Origin of the sequence: Caballeronia eucalypticola, from assembly GCF_047608185.1 — a bacterium.
Classification (GTDB): domain Bacteria; phylum Pseudomonadota; class Gammaproteobacteria; order Burkholderiales; family Burkholderiaceae; genus Caballeronia.
The window spans coordinates 139,354-158,703 of sequence record NZ_JBLKRU010000011.1 but is presented as its reverse complement, the minus strand read 5'-3'; the positions used below and the strand labels follow the sequence as shown (position 1 = coordinate 158,703).

Here is a 19,350-nt window from a genome sequence, read left to right as displayed (position 1 = left end):
CAAGTCCAGCAGCGGTTTTGCACCCGCTTTTCACAGATTTCGGCGGTTTTCTTCACACCTGATCGGGCGAGCGGTTAGCATCTTGGCTCCGATGCACGCCCCCGGGAACACCCTCAGGCGCGGCATTTATCATCGATAAAAGGTTCTACCGTATGAAAACGCAACGCCTCGCCGCCGCCGTGACCCTTTCTGTCGCCGTCTTCGCCCTGAGCGCCTGTGTGACCCAATACGATTCGCTGATCAAGACAGTGCCCGTCGGCTCGGGGACATCGAAGCTCAAGACGCTGACGTTCGTGGCCTGCGTGAAAGCGAAATGGGCCGCGCGGCCGTTGAAGACCGGCGAGTATTCGCCGAACCAGGACGGCGATGTAATCACCGTGCACGGCGCGAGCGGCCAGACCATGTTGCTGATCGACGCAGAACCATCGGCGAACGGGACGGGATATACAATTTACGGCGATATCGTGGGCGCGTCAGTCTACGTGGCCGACGCCCACAAATGCGACTAAACGACGCGGGACTGAATCAGCTCGCCGCGCCCTTGAGATCGGTGTAAGCCTTGTGCGTGCCCACGATGCGCCCGATCAGATAACCATCCGACGCGCACGCATTCACCCGCTTGTCGCCATTCCACACGATCTTGTACTGCTCGTCCTGCAAACGGATGGCTGACGGATCGAACTGGGGCGGCGGCGCACTGGCGGTCTTGCCGCCGTCGCGCACCTGCTCCATCACGAGGCGATTCCACGTGTAGGCGTAGCCATATTCGACACCGTCGGCAAACGCGTCCAGATCGCAGACCTGCTTGGGCGGCGTAATGGAGACTTCCGTATGGTAGCCAGCAGGCCCGCCGACTTCGATGCTTTGCGCGGCGGGCGCGCCGGAGGCATCGACCTGCGCTGAACGTCGTGCCGCGGGTTGCGGTTTGGCGGCGACCACCGGCGCGACGCTTGACGCGGGCTGCGCGCTGCTGGCGTTGTCGTTGGGAGGCAAGGGCGCACAGGCGCCAAGAAAGAGAATAGATGCGGCGATGCAAACGCCAGGAGCCTTCAAATAGGTGGTGAAAATCACGCTTTTGCTGTCCGTCTCAAAATAAACCGAGCACTACCTTAACATTTTGAGACGAGCGCGTAGATTGTGCCGATTTTAGGAAGGGTGATTGGACGGTAACGACACCCCGAAAAACAAGAGCCATTCCGGCGCTGAGATCCGGAACGGCCCTGATGCTTCTCTATCGATTTTTTTCAGAATGAAACGGCGCGCAGTTTCAGGACTCGCCAAGCGACCACGCTTGTTCGCGGTTCGCGCGCCGATTCTTGTTTATGCTCAAGCCGCTTTTAACGGATGCTCGCTGAGATAAGTGCGCAGCGCGTTGTTCATGCGCGTTTGCCAGCCTTCGCCCGTCGCGCGGAAGGCTGCAATCACATCCGCGTCATAACGCACGCTGACCTGCTCCTTCCGATGCTCTTTCGGAGGGCGTCCCATGCGACGTTCGGCCATCACTTCCGGCAACGGGCGCAACGCCTTCGTCTCTTGCGCCGACAGCGACTCCGCGTCGGGGTCAGCGGCAATACCGCGATTGATCGCGGCTTCTTCTTCCGGCGTGTTTCGCCTCAATTTAATTTTGCTCATAGTCGTGTATCTCCCGGTTATTTGCTTTTCGAAAGCTGATAACCCGCATGGTGTCGTCACGGGGTGTGAACGCCACGAAGTACAACCGGCCGCAATATCTCCAAAGCCTTGATACCGATCTTCACCGTAGTCACGGCGGGTATCGGTCGTAGTCAACAGGCTCGACCAGTCAAGATGAACTGCATCGACCAGCGAGACGCCGTGCTTTTGCAAGTTAGCGGCGTCTTTCACGCGAGCGAATGCAATTTCCATCCACTTATTGTAGATGCATAAAGCAGTGCTGCACAACTACTTTTTGTAGCTACTGAAATTAACCGTCCGGCCTGCAGTCCCGTCCGTGTCCAAACGAAAAGGCCGCCTGCGCAATGCAAAGCGGCCTCTTGAACCAGCGCCTGTCTTCAGAACGCTTCCGGCGCTTCAGCTAGCCAACTGCTCAAGCCCCCTCCTCCAGCACCAGCAAGTTTTCATGCGAGAACCCAAGTGCCACAGGTTGTCCGCGTTCCGGTAGACGCCGATTCGGGTCGTTGAAGACATCGAGGGAAATCACGGACTGGTCCACGCGTGTTCTGATCCGCACCACGGCGCCAAGGAAATTGACCTCCTCCACGGTAGCTGCAAGCGTATTGCGACCGTTCGCCGGGGCTTCGAGCACGATCGCCTCGGGTCGGACCGCGAGCATCCGCTGCTTGCCGGCATCGCCGGAATTGAGTGCGTGCGACGTTCGCAACTCCTGGCCGCCAACCACGATCTTCCCGCTTGCCGGATCCACCACCTGCCCCGATAGCAAGTTCAACGTTCCGACAAACGACGCCACGAACCGCGTACGCGGAAAGTTATAGATCTCTGACGGTGTGCCGATCTGCTCCACGCGCCCTTCGTTCATCACCACGATCCGGTCAGAAATCGACAGCGCCTCTTCCTGATCGTGCGTCACGAAAATCGAAGTAATGCCCAGTTCGCGCTGCAGGCTGCGAATGTCCTCACGCAACGAAACACGAATCTTTGCATCCAGAGCCGAGAGCGGTTCGTCGAGCAACAGCACCTGCGGTTTGTTGGCCAGTGCGCGCGCAAGGGCCACCCGTTGCTGCTGACCACCCGACATTTGCCACGGATACCGATCGGCCAAGTGAGGCAGCTTGATCAGCTCGAGCATTTCCTTCACGCGCCCTTTGATCTCTGCCTGCGGCCGCCCCAGCACCTTCAGCCCGAAGCCGATGTTGTCCGCCACCGTCATGTTCGGAAACAGCGCGTACGACTGGAACACCATGCCGACCTTGCGTTGCCGCGTGCGCACATGGGTGACGTCACGACCGGCGAGCTTGATCGTACCGCGCGTGGGCGTTTCAAAGCCGGCGATCATCCGTAGCACCGTCGTTTTGCCGCAACCCGACGGCCCGAGGAAGGTGATGAATTCGCCGCGTTCGATTTGCATATCGAACTGATGCAGCACTGTGTTCGTACCGAACGTCTTGGAAAGGTTTTCGATCTCGAGAAGTGCCATGACAAGCCTGCCCTTTAAATTTTTTGTCCGGCGAGAGCGCGCGCCGAGCCGAAGACCTGAATAAGCCCCATCGAGGCCCACGTAATAGCAAATGCGATGATCGCGAGCGCCGACGGTTCATACGCCCGGTTCGCGCCAATCAGCTGCAGATACGGCCCGAACGCCGGACGGTTGAGCAAGCTCGCCAGCGTGAATTCGCCGATGACCACCGCGAAGGTCAGGAACGCGCCCGACAGGATCCCGGAGCGCACATTCGGAAAGATGATCTTGAAGAGGATCGTCGGCCAGTTCGCCCCGAGGCATTCGGCGGCTTCGGTGAGCGAGCGGACATCGACGGCACGCAGGCCTGCATCGACGGAGCGGTACATGTAGGGCAAACACAGCGTGACGTACCCGCAGATCAGCAGGAAATCGGTCGCGCGTTCATTCCCGGTGAGCGGCAGGAACGAACTGCTGTTGTAGATATGCAGATAGCCGAACACGATCACGATAGCGGGAATCACCAGCGGCAGCAGCGTGATGAACTCGATCAGCGGACGCAGCTTCGGCAAGCGCAACTGCACCCAATAGGCGGTCGGGACAACCAGCAGCACGCCAAGCACGATGGCGAACACGCCCATCATGATCGAGTAGCCGAACGACGCCTGGAAATGAGGATCGGTCAGGACAACGCGGTAAGCGTCGAAGCTGTATTCACCGCGCCGCATCTTCAAGCTGAAATCCACGGTGGCCGCGAGCGGCAGCAGGAAGTACAGCGCGCCAACGATCATGGCGATCCAGGCGCCAGCCCGCGTTTGGGCCCGTACCTTGTTGTCCGGTGCCGGATTGGCTGTGGTAATGCTGCTCATCGACGGCCCCTTTCAGCGCGTGAGCGCAACCAGATATAACCACCGTTGGACAAGCCGGTCACCAGCACCATGCCGAGCGCGAGCGCATAACCGAGATTTTCGTTGTGCAGCACGTCGCCGCGAATCTGCGCATACAGCACGATCGGCACGATGTTGAGCGAGCTGCCCGTGAGCGCATATGCTGTTGCCACCGCGCCGAACGCATTCGCGAACAGCAGCAGCGTGGCGCCGAGTACGCTCGGCCAGAGAACGGGCAGCGCGACGAACATCCAGTAATGGTAAGCACTGCCGCCCAGACAATCGCAGGCCTCGCGCCATTCGCGCTTCAGGCCATCGAGCGCGGGCGTGATGATGAGAACCATCAGCGGAATCTGGAAGTACAGGTAGGTCAGCGTCAGCCCCGTGAAGCTCAGGATGCTGAAGCCTGTTGAATACAGGTTGATGCCAACGTACTTCTTCAGCAGCACCGTGACGAGCCCGACGCGCCCAAGCGTACAGATGAACGCAAACGCGAGCGGGACGCCCGCGAAGTTCGACGCCACGCCGGAAAACGTCATCAAAGTCGGGCGAATCCACACCGGCAGCTTGCCCTGCACAGCGGCCCACGCCAGCAGGAGTCCGAGTACGCCACCGCCTAACGCCGATGCCGCGCTGACCTTGAAACTGATCCAGTACGCGTCGAGCACGCTGGGTTGCAGCAACTGGCGGAAATTCTCAAGCGTGAAATGGCCTTGCGGGTCCTGGAATGCCCCGACCATCAGCCATGCAGTGGGCAGCAACAAGAACAAAACGGCAAACGCAAAAAACGGTAAGACGCCGAGATAATTCCATGCGGGCGACACGCGTCGCGCCGCCTTCATGCCGGGACCGAGCGACGGGTTCGACTGACCCTCGCGCTCCTCATGTCCGGACATGGGCGTGGCGATCTTCGATGAAGTGCTCATGATGTCGCTCTTGACTGACAGGCCGCGCTGGAGAAAAGCACAAAGCGCGAACCGGAAGGTTAGCCGGACGTGAAGTCCGGCTAACCGTGCACTACGTTACCTCGTGTACCAATCGTGTACGGCTCAGGCAGTTACTTCACGTTGGCGCCAACCACTTGATCCCACTGCTTCGTGATGAGCGCCTTCGAAGCGTTTTGCTCGTCGAGCGTCGGGAACACCACGTTCTTGTAGGCCGACGGCGGCGGCAGCTTGGCGAGCAGCGCTGCCGGGATCTTCTTGTTCGCTTCGAGATCCTTGAAGCGGATCGGATGACAGTAGCCGGTGAGCCAGCCAATCTGGCCTTCGTCCGAGTACAGGTATTCCATCCACAGCTTCGCAGCATTCGGGTGCGGTGCATAAGCGCTGATACCCTGCACGTAGACGCCGGCCACCACGCCCGTCTTCGGCACGACTACGGCCACCTTCGGATTGCCCTTCAGCGTATCGCGATCGGCCAGCGCGTTGTAGTCCCAGCGCACAATGATCGGCGTGGTGCCCTGCGCCAGCGACGCGGCCTTGCCGATCACCGGCACGAAGTTGCCGTTCTTGTTCAATGTGCTGAAGAAGCTCAAGCCCGCAGCGCCCGCCTTCGATGCATCGCCCTTGCTTTGCGACAGACCGGCTGCATACACAGCTTGAATGGCCTGGTTAGCGGAGCGCGGGTCGCCCGCGAGCGCAACTGCATTCTTGTAGTCGGACTTGAGCAGGTCGGCCCAATCAGCCGGGACCTTGTCGATCATGTCGGTGTTCACTTCAAACGCCAGCACGCCGTAGTAATCACCGTACCAATAGCCGTCCTTCTCCTTGGCCGAATCCGGAATGCTTGCCCACGTCGACACCTTGTAAGGCTGCAGCAAGCCGGCGGCCTGTGCCGTCGGTCCAAACGACAAACCGACGTCGATCACGTCCGGCGCCTGCGGTCCCGTGTTGCCCTTGTTCGCCTTGATGGCTTCTACTTCGTCGCCCGAACCAGCGTCCGGATTCAGCTCGTTCACCGTGATGCCGTACTTCGCCTTGAAGCCTTCGATCAACGCGCCATAACCGCACCAGTCGTGCGGCAATGCGATCGTGGTCAACTGGCCTTCCTTCTTCGCAGCAGCGATAAGGGACGCCGGCGGCGCCGCCACGGCCTGCCCCGCCACCGCGGTCAGGGCGGCGATAGCGGCCGTGATGGATGCCCGGCCGCTCAAGCGGCGAAATGTGGAGGTCACTCGCAACCCGTCTTGATTCATGATGTTTCCATCCTCTGCCTGCGTGCTTACGTTTTTGGAAAGTTGCGTGCTGCGTCCATGCTGCATAGTCCGAAACTTGTTTTTTAATGCGCACTCACATTTGACGCGCACGCGACTCTGGCGGCCAAATGTTTAAGAACGATGACGACGGTGAAAAAGACAGCAATTCAGGACTCGTTTCAGGCACTGCGGGAGGTCGAAGGGAACTATCCGCGAGCGTGACGGAGAGACTAAGATCAAATACCCAAATTCGCAAGTATCCAAAAAAATGCAACCTTGGCAGCGCCAGTTCTTGTTAATCTTTCACTGGATTTTCTAGTAACTGAACTAACGTACGGCGCTCAGCAGCCAATTAATATTGGCGACACACGGGCGACACATTGTCCGCTCACAAAGCCTTAGGCTGCCTAACTGGATCGGCGTGGATCGGCAGTTTGCAACTGCGCTTGCAACTTCATCAGCCAGCGTGTGCTCGTTTTCACTAATATCCATTCGACTTGAACGCTCGGGAATACAGCATGTGGCAGGAAGATCGTCATCAGAGAATTCGCGCGCTGCTCGCTACGCTTGAACGCGTGTCGACCGAGCGCATCATGGCCGAGCTCGGTGTGTCGCGCGAGACGGTCAGGCGCGATCTGGTGGATCTGGAAGCATTGGGTGAATTGCGGCGGGTACATGGCGGCGTGACGCGTCCGGCTGACGAAGCGCCGATCGCCGAGCGCAGCCATACACACGTCAAGTCGAAGAACGCCATCGCGCGGGCCGCCACGGCGCTGGTCAGCAGTGGACAAACCTTGTTCATCGATGCCGGCACGACCACCGCCATCCTGGCCGAAGAACTCGCGAAGCTGGCTAACCTGACCATCATCACGAACTCCATCGACGTCGCCCAGAAGATGCGGGCGACCGGCGAAAAGACCGAGTCAAGCAACGAGATCATCCTGCTAGGCGGCTCCATCAGCGACCGGGCGTTCGCCACGGTGGGCGGCACGACGGTCTCCGAAATCCTCAGGTATCGCGCTGACGTGGCGTTGCTCTCGCCGGTCGCCATCGATCACCGGCATGGTGCGACCAACTTCGATCACGCGGAAACCGAAGTAGCCCGTGCGATGGTTGCGCACGCCGACCGGGTCGTGATCCTGGCCGACTACAGCAAGATCGGACAGTGCAGCAGGATTGCGTTCTGCCCGATCAATCGCGTGGATATCCTGATCACCAACAAGAAAGGCGCCGAAGGTCCGGCGCTGCTGTCACTGCGCAAGAAGCTGCCGCAAGTGATTCTGGCTTAGCGTTTTAGACGCCGTCGTTTAAACGCCGTCATTCCCGTAGGTGGCGTCGAGCACCCGGCGGCGCAAGCGCGTGTCGCGCAACGCGCCGGCTGCGTCGAGCACCGGATAGGCCGTCGAGCAGAACAGCGAGTTGAGGCGCTTGAGGTCGCTGATGATGTCGAGATGCAACGCACTGGTTTCAATGCTGCGAGCGCTCTGCCCGGCCAGCCGATCCAGGTGCGCATACGAATAACTGCGCTCGAGATCGCGAAACCGTTCCTTCTCGGCCAGCAAGCGCTCGGCGCTGCGCAAGTCGCTATTAAGAAATACGCTCAGGCCGAGTTGCAAGGTCAGGATCACGCGCGAATGCAGGTCTTCCAGCTCGCTCAGACCCTCGGGCGAAAACGCGAGCCGGTGCGTAATCTTCTTCTCAAGAATATTGGTCACCACCCGCTCGATGATGTCCCCAGCATGCTCCAGGTTGATCGTCAGCGTAATGATGTCGGTCCAGCGCCGGCTATCCGCTTCGTCAAGCTGCTCACGCGAAATGCGCGCCAGATAGGTCTTTACCGCTGCATAGAGCTGATCGACGTCGTCGTCCATGCGGATGGTCGAGCGTGCCTTGACCGGGTCGTTGGCCCGCATCATGTCGAGCAGGTTGTCGAGCATGGTACGGATGATGTCGCCTATGCGAAGCGCTTCGCGCGCGGCGTTCGCCAGCGCAAGCGTGGGCGTGGAGAGCGCGACAGGATCCAGATACAGCGGCCGTAGTTCCGGGTTCGCTTCGGGCCGGTCCGGCAGCAGCCGGATACACAGGCGCGAGACCGGATCGATCAGCGGCATGCACGCTACGCAGCGCACCAGGTTGTATAGAAGATGGAATGTGATCACCGCCTCGCGCGGATACGGGATCAACGCGCCAATGCCTTGTGCGATCCACGGCGCGAACGGCAGCACGATCAATGCACCGGCCAGCTTGAACAGCACGTTACCGAGCGCGAGACGGCGGCCGGCCGGGTTTTGTCCCAGCGTGCCGATCACGGCCAGGAGGCCGCTACCCAGGTTAGCCCCAATCACGAGGCACACCGCCACCTTCAGCGAGATCACGCCCGAGGACGCCAGCGTCGCCGTCAGCAGGACCGCCGCAAGACTGGAGTAGGAGATCATGGCGAAGGCCGCCCCTACCAGCGTGTCGAGCATGGAGTCACCCGTCAGCGCGCCGAACATGACCTTCACGCCCTCGCCCTGCATCACGGGCTGCGCGGCCTCCACGATCAGGTGCAGCGCCAGCAGGATCAGCCCCAGCCCGATAACCGTGCGCCCCACCTGGCCCGTGCGAGTCTGTTTGAACGACAGGAATGCGATCACGCCGCCGAGCAGCAGGATGGGCGACAGCCACGAGAGATCGAGCGTGAGCACGCGCGACATCAGTGCGGTGCCGACATCTGCGCCGAGCATGATCGCAAGTCCCGGAGCGAGCGGCAACAGGCCTTGCGCCGCGAACGACGAAGCCAGCACCGCGGTCGCATTGCTGCTCTGGACCAGACTCGTCACGCACAAGCCTGCGCCGAACGCCCGGAAGCGGCTGTTCGCACTGCGTCCCAACACGCGCCGCAATTCAGCGCCGAAGACCCGCAGGATGCCGGTCCGGACAATATGCGTGCCCCACACGAGCAACGCGACGCCCGACAAAATATTCAAGAGGATCAACATGTGGCTACGTCCGTTGTTCGTTCCGACTGTACTGCCATCCGTGCCATGATGCCACGCAAATGAGTTGTACAATTTTGCATTGTTGTACTTTTGGGTATTTAAAGCTAGGATCGAACCGGCCTGGGTAGCCTGCGCCCGGCAGTATGGTCCGGCGACCTGATTACCCACCGCTTACCTGCTATTTACCTGCTTTTCACCCGCAATCAAGGGCTATACGGATGAGTCGTACTCTGGCGCTGTTCGATCTGGATCACACATTGCTACCGCTGGACAGCGATCAGTCGTGGGCTCGCTTCTACGCCACGCTGGGTTTCGAGGGCAGTGCCTACCACGCGCAGGAAATCGATGCGTACTATCAGCAGTACGTCGCCGGCACGCTCAACATGGATGAGTACCTGGACCTGACGCTTGCACCGCTCGCGCGTCATCCGCGAGCGCAGCTTGACGCGTGGCATGCGGCATTCATGAAGAGGGTGATCGAACCGGCTATCCGCCCTGAAGCGATTGCGCTGCTGCGCCGCCATCTTGAGGCGGGGCACCTGTGCTGCATCGTTACGGCGACCAATGTGTTCATCACCGCGCCCATTGCAAAGGCGCTCGGCGTTGAGCATCTGCTGGCAATCGACCTGGGCACTGAAGGCGATGATCCGCTCGGACGTTACACCGGGCGCTCGGTGGGTGTGGTGACATTCCGCGAAGGCAAGATTGTCCGCACCGAGCAATGGCTGGCTTCGCAGGGACTGAAACTCGCCGATTTCGAGGCAAGCTATTTCTATAGTGATTCCGTCAACGACGTCCCGCTAATGGAACGTGTCACGCATCCGGTTGCAACCAACCCCGATGCGAAATTGCGAGCGATTGCAGCCGAGCGAGACTGGCCGGTCATCGAGCTATTCGCGTAGGGTTTTTGTTTGCCTGAGGCGTCAGGGCGGGTTCCCGCAGACACCCCGCAAGCACGCGGTTTCGTCGAACCTCGCCCTATTCTCTAAACGCTTCACTTGGCGTAGCATCCGCGCATTCCTCTGATAATCATATAAACGAGACATGGCCCTGATCGCGCGCAATCTGCTTGGCATCGCCGTACTGCTGCTCATCGCTTTCATCTTCTCCACCAATCGCCGCGGTATTCGCCTGCGCACCATCGTGCCTGCACTGCTGGTGCAGGTGGGCATTGGCGCCTTCATCCTGTTCGTTCCTTTCGGCAAGAACGTACTCTCCGCGGCGGCGGCGGGGGTAAATCATGTACTCGGCTACGGCAACGCAGGCATTGAGTTCCTGTTCGGCGGCCTGGTCCAGTCAAAGATGTTCGACCTCTTCGGCAGCGGCGGTTTCGTCTTCGCCGTTCGCGTGCTGCCCGTCATCATCTTCGTGACCGCACTGATCTCAGTGCTCTATTACCTCGGCATCATGCGATGGATCGTGATCGTGCTCGGTACGATCTTCCAGAAGCTGCTCGGGGTATCGAAGATCGAATCGTTCTCGGCCGTCACCACCATCTTCCTCGGTCAAAGCGAAATGCCGGCGGTCGTGAAGCCGTTCGCACGCGACATGACCAGCGCGGAACTGTTCGCCGTCATGTCGAGCGGCATGGCTGCAGTCGCGGGCTCGGTGCTCGCAGGGTATGCCGGTCTCGGCGTGAAGGTCGAATACCTGCTTGCTGCGTCGTTCATGGCCGTACCGGGCGGATTGCTGTTCGCCAAGATCATCCACCCGACGAGCGAAGCCAGCCGCGTCACGCTTCAAAACATGAACTTCGATGAAAAACGCCCGGCCAATGTGATTGAAGCCGCCAGTTCGGGAGCAACCGTCGGCCTGAAGATCGCGGTCATGGTCGGCGCCATGATGATTGCGTTCGTTGGCCTGATCGCGATGTTGAACGGGATTGTGGGCGGCATTGGAGGCTGGTTCGGTGACCCCAATGTATCGATGCAATCCGTGCTCGGCGCCGTGTTCGCGCCCATCGCCTATTTGATCGGCGTGCCCTGGGATCAGGCCGCGCTCGCCGGCAATTTCCTTGGGCAGAAACTCATTCTCAACGAGTTCGTGGCGTACGCGTCGCTGTCTCCGTATTTGAAGGACTCCGCCAGCGTCGCCGCGGCTGGATTGCAGGTACTCGATCCGCGTACCATAGCGATCTTGTCTTTCGCGCTGTGCGGCTTCGCAAACTTTTCGTCGATCGCTGTATTAACCGGCGGCTTCAGCGCGGTTGCGCCGGAGCGGCGCGCGGAAGTGGCACGCTACGGCTTGCGGGTCGTGCTCGCCGCCACGCTCTCGAACCTGATGAGCGCGACGATCGCGGGCATGTTCCTGACACTGAACTGAGGAGAAAATCATGACGATGGACGAGTTGCTCGAACGCGCGAAGAACGCTCGCGAACGCGCTTATGCACCCTATTCCAGGTTCAAGGTGGGTGCAGCCTTGCTCACCAAAGACGGCAGTGTATTCGATGGCTGCAACGTCGAGAATGCATCGTACGGATTGTGCAATTGTGCGGAACGTACCGCGTTTTTCAGCGCAATTGCCGCAGGCTACACGCGCGACCAATTCGCAGCGCTCGCCGTGATCGGCGACACGGACGGACCCATTGCGCCCTGCGGCGCATGCCGTCAGGTGATCATTGAACTGGGCGGCCCCGAGTTGACCATCCGCCTTGGCAACCTCAATGGCGCGATCCGCGACACCACGGCCCGCGAACAACTCCCCGACGCGTTTTACCTATGACAAAGCATAAGGTCATCTACGACACCGACCCAGGTGTCGACGACGCCATGGCGCTGGTGTTCCAGGCGCTGCATCCCGAGATCGAACTCCTTGGCATCACGAGCGTGTTCGGCAACGCAACCATAGAAACGACCACGGCCAACGCGCTCTACCTGCGCTCGCGTTTTGCGCCCGGCGTGCCGGTCGCACGCGGGGCGGCGGCGCCGTTGCATCGCGCACCGCCTGCGCCGCTCGGCTGGATTCATGGCGACAACGGCCTCGGCAATATCGAGCTGAACCGGCCCGCCGATACAACGCTCGATCCGCGCCCCGCGCATCAATTCATGATCGATACGATTCGCGCCCTTCCCGGTGAAGTGACGCTGATCGCGGTCGGTCCATTGACGAATCTCGCACACGCACTGCAAGCCGACCCGGACATTGCCGCGCTGGTGAAGCAGGTCGTCATCATGGGCGGCGCGTTTGGTACGGCCGGCGTGCTCGGCAACGTATCGCCGGCGGCTGAAGCCAACATCCTGTGCGACCCGGATGCGGCAGATCTCGTCCTTGGCGCGGCGTGGCCGGTCACGCTCGTCGGCCTCGACGTCACGCAAAACACGATCATGCCGAACGACTGGCTGGCATCGATCCGTGATGGCGCCGGTGAGGCCGGCCGTTTCGTGTGGGACGTATCAAGGCATTACGCGCAGTTTCACCACGCCAGCGCCGGACTCGAAGGCATCTACGTGCATGATTCATCGGCGGTAGCGTACGTGCTGGCGCCGCATCTTTATACGGTGCGCCACGGCCCCGTGCGGGTGCTGACCAACGGTATCGCGACGGGTCAGACGATACAAAAACCGTCGACCATGCGCGTTCCCGCGCCGGACTGGGACACCCGTCCGACGCAGTCGGTTTGCATCGGCGTGGATGCGGCGGGCATGCTCGATCTATACAAAAACACCTTGCTCAAGACGCTTTAACTTTAACTGGAGAGCCTTGCCCCTAGCCACACGCGCAAGGCTTCGACTTCTTCAGCACAGACTGAATGCGGCATCGGGTAGGTATGCCATTCCAGCTTGCAACCGTGCGCGAGCGCGAAGTCGCGGCCTTGGGTCGCCAGTTCAATGGGTAGCACAGGGTCTTGCGTGCCATGTGCGGCGAATATCGGCGTATCGCGATTTGCTTCGCTAAACGACGCATCGATCAAACCCGGCGACGGCACGTAACCAGACAGCACGATCAGTCCCGCCAGTTTCTCGGGATGGGTGAGCCCTGCCGTGTACGTCATTGCCCCACCTTGCGAAAACCCGGCCAGGAATATCTTCGAAGTCGGAATGCCACGCTCGTTCTCCCGCGCGATCAGTTCGCGAATCCGTTCACACGATGCCTTCAACCCGGCTTCATCGACCCGGCGGTTCACGCCTTCGAACGACAAAATGTCGTACCACGCCCGCATCACATAACCGTTGTTGCCGGTCACCGGCATTTCAGTAGCGTTCGGGAAAACGAAACGCACGGCGGGCAAATCACCCAGGCGCAGCTCGGGCACAAGCGGGATGAAATCGTTGGCGTCGGCGCCCAGGCCGTGCATCAGGATCACGGCGTACTCGGGATTTGGCGCAGTTTCCACGTCGATGGTGGTAAGCAAAGCAGTCATTGACTGGACTCCAGTTTCAGATCAGATGATAGGGACGAGAACGAGAACGATGCCGAAAAGCGAGACCATCCATACGAGCGAGCGCAGGAACGGAATTCCCGCCGCATACAAGGGCACGTAGACCACGCGCGCGACGATGTACAACCACGCGCCGTAAAGCGTCAGCGTACCTTCACGGCCGGCCATGTGCGCGATCAGGATGGCGATGGCGAACACGGGCAAGGTCTCGAACAGGTTGCTCTGGGCACGCATCAGACGCCCGGTCACCTTGCCGACGGGCGGCCCCGGCTGGTCGCGCGGTCCGCCGTTATGTCCGATCCCCGTCTCGCGGGTGCGCACCACCGATGGCAGCAGCACCTGAATAAGGGCGAGCACTAGCGTCCAGGCGAGGATATGAAGTTCGGTTGTCATGGGAAGTATTGGTTTGAGAGTGGCGTTGTGCGAAACCGGAATCATCATGCCATCATTGAAACACTGCTTAGCCTTGGGGCGTAACTTATGCAAACACTTCCCGTGCGTCTGGTTCCCGGCGACGACCTGCGTGCCGCGCTCGAAGCAATTGCGCGAGACCAAGGCATAGGAGCCGCGTTCGTGATGCAGGGCATCGGCAGCCTGCGCGTGGCGAACCTGCGTTACGCGGGTCTCGACGAGCCAACGCGGCTTGACGGTGACCTCGAAATCCTGACGCTGGCCGGCTCGCTTTCCGCCGACGGCGCACATCTTCACATGGCCGTCTCGAATGCCGAAGGCCGCGTGGTCGGCGGCCATGTATCGCCCGGATGCATTGTGCGGACGACGGCGGAAATCCTGATTGTTTGCCTGGAGGGCGTGCGCTTCTCACGTGATCTGGATTCTGGCACCGGCTTCCCCGAGCTGTCGATACACCCTCAGGACTGATGCCGCGACCTCGCCGCCGCCCCCGGCCTCGACCAATATCTGCGTGCCATTTCGATGCTTAGGATACACGCCACCAGCCAGATCGTTCCCAGTGCAAAACCCGCGAGCACGTCGCTCGCGAAATGCACGCGCAGGAATACGCGGCTGCTCGCCGTGGTGACCACAATCAGTGTGGCTGCCACGATCACGGGCAAGCGCCAGCCGTCCGGCACGACCCGCACAAGCACATACGCGATGATGCCGTAGGTGACAAGCGACCCTGATGAATGGCCGCTCGGGAAACTCCATCCGGTGGCGGTGGCGATCGACTGGTCATGCACGGGCCGCACGCGTTCGAAAATGTGTTTGATGATGCTATTGAGCAGGCCGTTGCCGACTATCGCGAGCGTAAAGCCAATCGCGAGTGCGAACCGGCGCCGCGCGATCAGGATGGCTGCGCCGAGCACGCACCAGGCGGCGAGGACCCATGCATCGCCCAGATGCGTGACGAGTGCAAACGCACGGATCACGCCGATAGGAACCGCGCTCGCTATGCCGTCGGCGAAAGCCTGGTCCAGGCGGCCGAGTGTCTCGCCGGCGCCGATTTCATCGGCGATTGCAGCGAACAAGGCGGCCGCACCGACGATGATGGCAAAACTCACCGTCAAGTTCACGACCAGCAAGACCTTGGGCGGCAAGCCGCCGTTTTCCCGCGGTAATCCATAACGTTGAACGAGTTGCCACGCGCTCAGTACTACGACCATTGCGAGAGTCAGGGAGACCGCAAACACAATCAGTGCGTGCTCACCGGCTGCGTGCGCTACTTCAAACAGGCCGGTGTACGGCCCTTCAATCTGCTTCATGAAAGCGTCGCTAATGGAGTCTTGAGCGACTCGTTATCCAGGTCGATCTCGTGTTGTATGTTGGGTTCAAACGATGCGATCACCCGATTGAAATCCCAACGCGTGACAACCGCACGGCGCGTGCCATTAGTCGACGCATTGTAGTCAATCACGTTCACCGAATTAGGCACCCTTCCACGCACGCGTGAAGACAATGATGTCCCCGCCTGCACGGCCCACATCCGGCGCGGCAAGTCCTTATACGCCACATGCAGCGGCGATACATACGGGAGATGGATATGACCGCCCAGGATCAGGTCCACGCCCGCCTGCGACCATCGTTGAATGGCATATTCGCGGCCGTGCAACAGGTTCCTGATGTCATTGGCACGCGCCGCCACGACTGGCTGATGCGTGACGACAACCCGTAGCTGACGCGGCGTCGCCTGGTCGAGGCGAAGCACCACGCGCTCCACTTGTTGCGCCGATATTTCGCCATCCTTACGACGATACGCACGCGCCGTGTTCACACCGATCACCATGAGCTCGGCCGATTCGAACACGGGGTCGAGATCGTCTCCGAACACGCGCCGGTAATTCGCGTACGGATGAACAATACGCGCGAAAAGGTTATACAGCGGAATGTCATGATTGCCCGGCACGATAACCAGGGGCGTTGCACCCAACGTATCGACGAACGCGCGCGCTGCGCTAAATTGCGCGCGTCTGGCGCGCTGCGTGATGTCGCCGGACATGACAACGAGATCGGGCTGCAGCATATTGGCGAGACGCAGCAACGCTGCCACGACCAGCGGTTGTTCGGTGCCAAAGTGCGGATCGGAAATCTGGAGCAACAGGGTCATGAGCGATTGGCATTGGCAACGTCGGCTTCGGGCTTGAGCAGGAACAGCGGCTCCGGGGCAACGCGAAATTCGAGCGGCAGGGTGATCCAGTTTATCTCGCCATCGGTCGCAACCTTGACGGGTCGTTGACGCTTTGACGGATGCGTCACCGTGATGCGCTTGAACGCGAAACTGATGACGTTGTCTGCGTCGCTCATCCGGCCCGCCGCACCGCGCAGCGTGAGGCCAAGTTGCGCAAGGCGTCCGATTGCCCGCGGCGCAATCGCTGCGAGCAAACCGCGCTCCAGTTGCGGCGCCTCTGCCACGCCGATCTGCTCAAGTTGCAAGCGATTGTTGCCGACAAAAAGTGTCGATGTCCGGACCTCATGCATTGTGCCATCGTGCTCGATGTGAAGACGCAAATGACGATGCGGGCGCAGTAGCGTCACGGCTGCGGACCACAGGGCAATCAAGCGGCTGCGGCCAAACTGGCGCTTGTAGATCTCCCGGTCTTCCAGCAGCTTCGGGTACAAACCCAGACTCGCGTTGACGAGGAACATGCGCTCGTTGACGAAGCCGGCCTGGACCGGAAACGCTCGTGCGTTGAGCAGGAGAGCGATGGACTGCGTAGTGTCGGCGGGAATGCCGTGGTCGCGGCTGAAGTAATTGAATGTGCCGCGCGGCAGCACCGCGAACGCACAACCGCTGCCGAGGACTGCCTGGGCGACGGCACACAGTGTGCCGTCGCCACCCGCACCCACCACCACGGCGTTTTGCGCTTTTGCATCGCGTACCGCCTGGCGAGCGGTATCGGCGAGTTGAGAAGGATCGGCGACCACGCGAAGCTCGAACTTTCGCCCAGCCCGCCCGAGGATACTGTCGAGCGCAGCGCGCGTTTCATCGCTTTGCTTGCGCCCCGATCCCGCATTCATCACGATAATAAACGGGGTGTCGGCAGCGATGAGGCGCGGCGCGGAGTTGGAGTTGGTTTGAGGGAAATTGGCAACCGAAGGCGACGTTGAAAGTTCGGGGGGCGTCATGAACGGCGCTCCTCTAAGGTCAGGGCCGAGCGCAACTCGGCAAGGGGACAGGCGCGTGAATGTCAGCCCCTGCGATCAGGCCGATGCGCGGTACCCAGGAATTATAACAATTAGCTTACAACTTGATTTGCTGAACAAAACCGGAAGGAGGGTGGAAGAAGAGGATAAGCACAGAGTGCGTGAACACGATACATACGCAGCGGAACAACTAAAAACGATAAAACGCAGCGCGGCGTCAACACGCCGCGCTGCGTCCTCACGGGCAAACTACATATGCTCGCCTCGTATGTATCCCTCAAGCTGGTGAATGGTGAGCTCCTGCTCCGACATGATGTTTTTCACCAGGTCGCCGATCGAAATCATGCCCACCAGCTTCTCGCCATCGATAACCGGCAAATGCCGCATGCGACGCTCAGTCATCAGCGCCATGCAGTCGTCCGTGGTCTGATCGGGACGCACGAAGCGCACTTGCGAAGTCATGATTTCGCGTACCGGAGTCTGCCGTGAAACACGGTCCATCAGCACGACTTTGCGGGCATAGTCACGCTCGGTCATGATGCCGACAATTGCTTCGCCATGGGTCACGATCAACGCGCCAATGTGCTTCTCCGCCATCATCGCGATAGCCTCGTAGACCGATGCCGTATCGGCGATCGTGAAGATGGTGTGATCGGGTTTCGAATTAAGAACTTGTGCGACTGTTGCCATCGAACGCCTCCGTTGAACCGCGCGACGCCTGCCGGCTGGCGGGCGTTTCACATGGGTGGACAGCTGGCATCCGGATCGTACGACGCGTTTCACAACGGGTTTGCAGAAACCCTCGCATCCAGCGCCTTACATCCATATTACCCAGCCCATTCAAAAAGTATAGGCCAGAGACCTGCTCCGTGAACGCTGGAAAACACTGCTTTTCATGCGTTCAAGGGTCTATCCCGATGCAGCCGCACACGTGACCCGATTGGCGTGAAACAGTCCAGGCATAAAGCACCGAAAGTGCTTCAGTTTCCCCGCACCGCGCCGCTAATCAGGAACCGGCTATTTAGAAGCACGGCATAAATCGATCAGGAGAACCACCTTGAGCAGTTCACAACACGACATCGAACAGCGAGTTCGGCTCGCGGGCAACAACATGTTCGAACTGCTCCTGTTTCGCCTGGGCGAAGCACCGGACTCCGAACAACGTGAACTCTATGGCATCAACGTATTCAAGGTGCGCGAGATCCTAGCGATGCCGCCAATCACCGTGGTCGCCGGCGCCAACCCGGAGATTCTTGGCGTAGCCGATATCCGCGGCCAGATCATCCCCGTGATCGACCTTGCTCAGGTCACGGGCTGCCAGCCGAAGAACGGTCTCAAGATCCTGCTCGTCACCGAATTCGCGCGCACCACACAAGGCTTTGCCGTCGAGGAAGTCGATGACATCGTGCGGCTCGAGTGGAATCAGGTTTTGTCTGCGGAATCGCATTCGAGCGGACGGACGGTGACCAGTTTCGCGCGTCTCGACGGCAACGTGGATGGCTCCCGGCTTGCGCAAGTACTGGATGTCGAACAGATCCTGCGCGACGTGTTGCCATCGACGCAAGTGGAGATCAGTGAAGAGAGCACCGGCCGGATTGTCCTGAAACCGGGTACCAAAGTGCTCGCCGCCGACGATTCGGGCGTCGCGCGCAGCCTGATCGAACAAAGCCTGACCGCGATGGGCGTGCAGTTCATCATGACCAAGAGCGGCCAGGAAGCGTGGAACGTGCTGGAAGATTTACAGAGCAAGGCGGAAAAACACGGCCGGTGCGCCGCGGACGAAATCGCGCTGGTGCTGACCGATCTCGAAATGCCTGAAATGGACGGATTCACGCTGACGCGCCGGATCAAGGCGAACGCCGGCATGCAGGCGATTCCGGTAGTGATCCACTCGTCATTGTCCGGGTCGGCGAACGAGGAGCACGTGCGCAAGGTGGGCGCGAACGCTTATGTGGCCAAATTTGCCGCCGGAGAACTGGCATCCGTAATGCGCGACGCGCTCAAGATGACGGGCACCTGAAACAGTCTTTTCGTATAGGTACACAAACACAAACGCCCGCTGAACTCACGTTCAACGGGCGTTTGTGCATTCTGTACTTCTGTACTATCCGGCCGTCAAGCTTGGCGCGATCACGGCGGTACCCGTGGTACCGGCCGTGCGCGTAGGAGCCTGCAAACTACTCACACTGCCGAA

Annotated in this window: 21 protein-coding genes; 8 read left to right on the top strand and 13 right to left on the bottom strand. The window is 60.1% G+C overall.

Features of this window, described 5'->3' with window-relative positions; genetic code table 11:
* Window positions 1–152 precede the first annotated feature (152 nt).
* On the top strand, window positions 153–509 hold the full coding sequence (locus ACMX25_RS15560) for a hypothetical protein (protein WP_414950866.1): 357 nt from the start codon (window positions 153–155) through the stop codon (window positions 507–509).
* Between the two features lie 16 nt (window positions 510–525).
* Here ACMX25_RS15560 and ACMX25_RS15555 read toward each other — a convergent pair whose 3' ends face one another.
* The 6 genes from ACMX25_RS15555 to ACMX25_RS15530 all read right to left on the bottom strand — a co-directional run bounded on the left by ACMX25_RS15555 (window position 526) and on the right by ACMX25_RS15530 (window position 6,196).
* On the bottom strand, window positions 526–1,071 hold the full coding sequence (locus tag ACMX25_RS15555; protein ID WP_414950865.1) for a hypothetical protein: 546 nt from the start codon (window positions 1,069–1,071) through the stop codon (window positions 526–528).
* Window positions 1,072–1,326: 255 nt separating this feature from the next.
* Window positions 1,327–1,632: a BrnA antitoxin family protein gene (locus ACMX25_RS15550; protein WP_414950864.1), complete on the bottom strand. Its 306-nt coding sequence runs from the start codon at window positions 1,630–1,632 to the stop codon at window positions 1,327–1,329.
* 433 nt (window positions 1,633–2,065) lie between these two features.
* Window positions 2,066–3,133: an ABC transporter ATP-binding protein gene (locus ACMX25_RS15545; RefSeq protein WP_414950862.1), complete on the bottom strand. Its 1,068-nt coding sequence runs from the start codon at window positions 3,131–3,133 to the stop codon at window positions 2,066–2,068.
* Between the two features lie 14 nt (window positions 3,134–3,147).
* On the bottom strand, window positions 3,148–3,981 hold the full coding sequence (locus tag ACMX25_RS15540) for an ABC transporter permease (protein ID WP_414950860.1): 834 nt from the start codon (window positions 3,979–3,981) through the stop codon (window positions 3,148–3,150).
* Window positions 3,978–4,841: an ABC transporter permease gene (locus tag ACMX25_RS15535; RefSeq protein ID WP_231937196.1), complete on the bottom strand. Its 864-nt coding sequence runs from the start codon at window positions 4,839–4,841 to the stop codon at window positions 3,978–3,980. The genes ACMX25_RS15540 and ACMX25_RS15535 overlap by 4 nt, the downstream gene beginning before the upstream one ends.
* 215 nt (window positions 4,842–5,056) lie before the next feature.
* Complete coding sequence (locus tag ACMX25_RS15530) at window positions 5,057–6,196, bottom strand: ABC transporter substrate-binding protein (RefSeq protein WP_414950859.1); 1,140 nt, start codon at window positions 6,194–6,196, stop codon at window positions 5,057–5,059.
* Window positions 6,197–6,714: 518 nt separating this feature from the next.
* Between ACMX25_RS15530 and ACMX25_RS15525 the strand changes: the two genes are divergently transcribed.
* Window positions 6,715–7,485 carry a DeoR/GlpR family DNA-binding transcription regulator gene (locus ACMX25_RS15525; RefSeq protein ID WP_277038182.1) on the top strand — a complete coding sequence of 257 codons (771 nt, stop codon included), beginning with the start codon at window positions 6,715–6,717 and terminating at the stop codon, window positions 7,483–7,485.
* Between the two features lie 18 nt (window positions 7,486–7,503).
* On the opposite strand, the gene ACMX25_RS15520 is transcribed toward ACMX25_RS15525, so the two are convergent.
* On the bottom strand, window positions 7,504–9,177 hold the full coding sequence (locus ACMX25_RS15520; RefSeq protein WP_414950857.1) for a Na/Pi cotransporter family protein: 1,674 nt from the start codon (window positions 9,175–9,177) through the stop codon (window positions 7,504–7,506).
* A 218-nt stretch (window positions 9,178–9,395) separates the two neighbouring features.
* On the opposite strand from ACMX25_RS15520, the gene ACMX25_RS15515 reads away from it, so the two are divergent.
* From ACMX25_RS15515 to ACMX25_RS15500, 4 genes are all read left to right on the top strand, one after another.
* Entirely contained in the window at window positions 9,396–10,079 is a 684-nt protein-coding gene (locus ACMX25_RS15515) for an HAD family hydrolase (RefSeq protein WP_414950856.1), read from the top strand.
* A 142-nt stretch (window positions 10,080–10,221) separates the two neighbouring features.
* Window positions 10,222–11,499: a NupC/NupG family nucleoside CNT transporter gene (locus ACMX25_RS15510; protein WP_414950855.1), complete on the top strand. Its 1,278-nt coding sequence runs from the start codon at window positions 10,222–10,224 to the stop codon at window positions 11,497–11,499.
* Between the two features lie 10 nt (window positions 11,500–11,509).
* Window positions 11,510–11,899: a cytidine deaminase gene (locus ACMX25_RS15505; protein WP_414950854.1), complete on the top strand. Its 390-nt coding sequence runs from the start codon at window positions 11,510–11,512 to the stop codon at window positions 11,897–11,899.
* Complete coding sequence (locus tag ACMX25_RS15500) at window positions 11,896–12,861, top strand: nucleoside hydrolase (protein ID WP_414950853.1); 966 nt, start codon at window positions 11,896–11,898, stop codon at window positions 12,859–12,861. Before ACMX25_RS15505 ends, ACMX25_RS15500 begins: the two co-directional genes overlap by 4 nt.
* Window positions 12,862–12,863: 2 nt before the next feature.
* Here the strand turns inward: ACMX25_RS15500 and ACMX25_RS15495 are convergent, their stop codons facing one another.
* Window positions 12,864–13,538, bottom strand: coding sequence for an alpha/beta hydrolase (locus ACMX25_RS15495; RefSeq protein WP_414950852.1), 675 nt, complete (start codon window positions 13,536–13,538; stop codon window positions 12,864–12,866).
* A 21-nt stretch (window positions 13,539–13,559) separates the two neighbouring features.
* Window positions 13,560–13,949: an MAPEG family protein gene (locus ACMX25_RS15490; RefSeq protein ID WP_414950851.1), complete on the bottom strand. Its 390-nt coding sequence runs from the start codon at window positions 13,947–13,949 to the stop codon at window positions 13,560–13,562.
* Window positions 13,950–14,036: 87 nt separating this feature from the next.
* On the opposite strand from ACMX25_RS15490, the gene ACMX25_RS15485 reads away from it, so the two are divergent.
* Entirely contained in the window at window positions 14,037–14,435 is a 399-nt protein-coding gene (locus tag ACMX25_RS15485; protein ID WP_414950850.1) for a PPC domain-containing DNA-binding protein, read from the top strand.
* On the opposite strand, the gene ACMX25_RS15480 is transcribed toward ACMX25_RS15485, so the two are convergent.
* The 4 genes from ACMX25_RS15480 to ACMX25_RS15465 form a co-directional block, all read right to left on the bottom strand.
* Window positions 14,426–15,277 (bottom strand): phosphatase PAP2 family protein, encoded by an 852-nt coding sequence (locus ACMX25_RS15480; RefSeq protein ID WP_414950849.1) that lies wholly within the window; start codon window positions 15,275–15,277, stop codon window positions 14,426–14,428. The genes ACMX25_RS15485 and ACMX25_RS15480 overlap by 10 nt on opposite strands.
* A complete protein-coding gene (locus ACMX25_RS15475; protein WP_414950848.1) occupies window positions 15,274–16,119 on the bottom strand; it encodes a metallophosphoesterase family protein in 846 nt (281 codons plus the stop codon). The genes ACMX25_RS15480 and ACMX25_RS15475 overlap by 4 nt, the downstream gene beginning before the upstream one ends.
* The gene (locus tag ACMX25_RS15470) at window positions 16,116–17,138 is read right to left on the bottom strand and encodes a diacylglycerol/lipid kinase family protein (protein ID WP_414950847.1); all 1,023 of its coding nucleotides are present in this window, start codon (window positions 17,136–17,138) and stop codon (window positions 16,116–16,118) included. The genes ACMX25_RS15475 and ACMX25_RS15470 overlap by 4 nt, the downstream gene beginning before the upstream one ends.
* Before the next feature lie 267 nt (window positions 17,139–17,405).
* Window positions 17,406–17,846, bottom strand: coding sequence for a CBS domain-containing protein (locus tag ACMX25_RS15465; protein WP_299707986.1), 441 nt, complete (start codon window positions 17,844–17,846; stop codon window positions 17,406–17,408).
* A 367-nt stretch (window positions 17,847–18,213) separates the two neighbouring features.
* Here ACMX25_RS15465 and ACMX25_RS15460 point away from each other — a divergent pair, with 367 nt between their 5' ends.
* The gene (locus tag ACMX25_RS15460) at window positions 18,214–19,176 is read left to right on the top strand and encodes a chemotaxis protein (protein ID WP_414950845.1); all 963 of its coding nucleotides are present in this window, start codon (window positions 18,214–18,216) and stop codon (window positions 19,174–19,176) included.
* Window positions 19,177–19,350: the final 174 nt, after the last annotated feature.

Excerpts from the sequence above, each read along its gene's own strand:
- ACMX25_RS15560 (WP_414950866.1), top strand. The coding sequence starts at position 153 with ATGAAAACGCAACGCCTCGCCGCCGCCGTGACCCTTTCTGTCGCCGTC.
- ACMX25_RS15550 (WP_414950864.1), bottom strand. The coding sequence starts at position 1,632 with ATGAGCAAAATTAAATTGAGGCGAAACACGCCGGAAGAAGAAGCCGCG.
- ACMX25_RS15545 (WP_414950862.1), bottom strand. The coding sequence starts at position 3,133 with ATGGCACTTCTCGAGATCGAAAACCTTTCCAAGACGTTCGGTACGAAC.
- ACMX25_RS15540 (WP_414950860.1), bottom strand. The coding sequence starts at position 3,981 with ATGAGCAGCATTACCACAGCCAATCCGGCACCGGACAACAAGGTACGG.
- ACMX25_RS15535 (WP_231937196.1), bottom strand. The coding sequence starts at position 4,841 with ATGAAGGCGGCGCGACGCGTGTCGCCCGCATGGAATTATCTCGGCGTC.
- ACMX25_RS15530 (WP_414950859.1), bottom strand. The coding sequence starts at position 6,196 with ATGAATCAAGACGGGTTGCGAGTGACCTCCACATTTCGCCGCTTGAGC.
- ACMX25_RS15525 (WP_277038182.1), top strand. The coding sequence starts at position 6,715 with ATGTGGCAGGAAGATCGTCATCAGAGAATTCGCGCGCTGCTCGCTACG.
- ACMX25_RS15520 (WP_414950857.1), bottom strand. The coding sequence starts at position 9,177 with ATGTTGATCCTCTTGAATATTTTGTCGGGCGTCGCGTTGCTCGTGTGG.
- ACMX25_RS15515 (WP_414950856.1), top strand. The coding sequence starts at position 9,396 with ATGAGTCGTACTCTGGCGCTGTTCGATCTGGATCACACATTGCTACCG.
- ACMX25_RS15510 (WP_414950855.1), top strand. The coding sequence starts at position 10,222 with ATGGCCCTGATCGCGCGCAATCTGCTTGGCATCGCCGTACTGCTGCTC.
- ACMX25_RS15505 (WP_414950854.1), top strand. The coding sequence starts at position 11,510 with ATGACGATGGACGAGTTGCTCGAACGCGCGAAGAACGCTCGCGAACGC.
- ACMX25_RS15500 (WP_414950853.1), top strand. The coding sequence starts at position 11,896 with ATGACAAAGCATAAGGTCATCTACGACACCGACCCAGGTGTCGACGAC.
- ACMX25_RS15495 (WP_414950852.1), bottom strand. The coding sequence starts at position 13,538 with ATGACTGCTTTGCTTACCACCATCGACGTGGAAACTGCGCCAAATCCC.
- ACMX25_RS15490 (WP_414950851.1), bottom strand. The coding sequence starts at position 13,949 with ATGACAACCGAACTTCATATCCTCGCCTGGACGCTAGTGCTCGCCCTT.
- ACMX25_RS15485 (WP_414950850.1), top strand. The coding sequence starts at position 14,037 with ATGCAAACACTTCCCGTGCGTCTGGTTCCCGGCGACGACCTGCGTGCC.
- ACMX25_RS15480 (WP_414950849.1), bottom strand. The coding sequence starts at position 15,277 with ATGAAGCAGATTGAAGGGCCGTACACCGGCCTGTTTGAAGTAGCGCAC.
- ACMX25_RS15475 (WP_414950848.1), bottom strand. The coding sequence starts at position 16,119 with ATGACCCTGTTGCTCCAGATTTCCGATCCGCACTTTGGCACCGAACAA.
- ACMX25_RS15470 (WP_414950847.1), bottom strand. The coding sequence starts at position 17,138 with ATGACGCCCCCCGAACTTTCAACGTCGCCTTCGGTTGCCAATTTCCCT.
- ACMX25_RS15465 (WP_299707986.1), bottom strand. The coding sequence starts at position 17,846 with ATGGCAACAGTCGCACAAGTTCTTAATTCGAAACCCGATCACACCATC.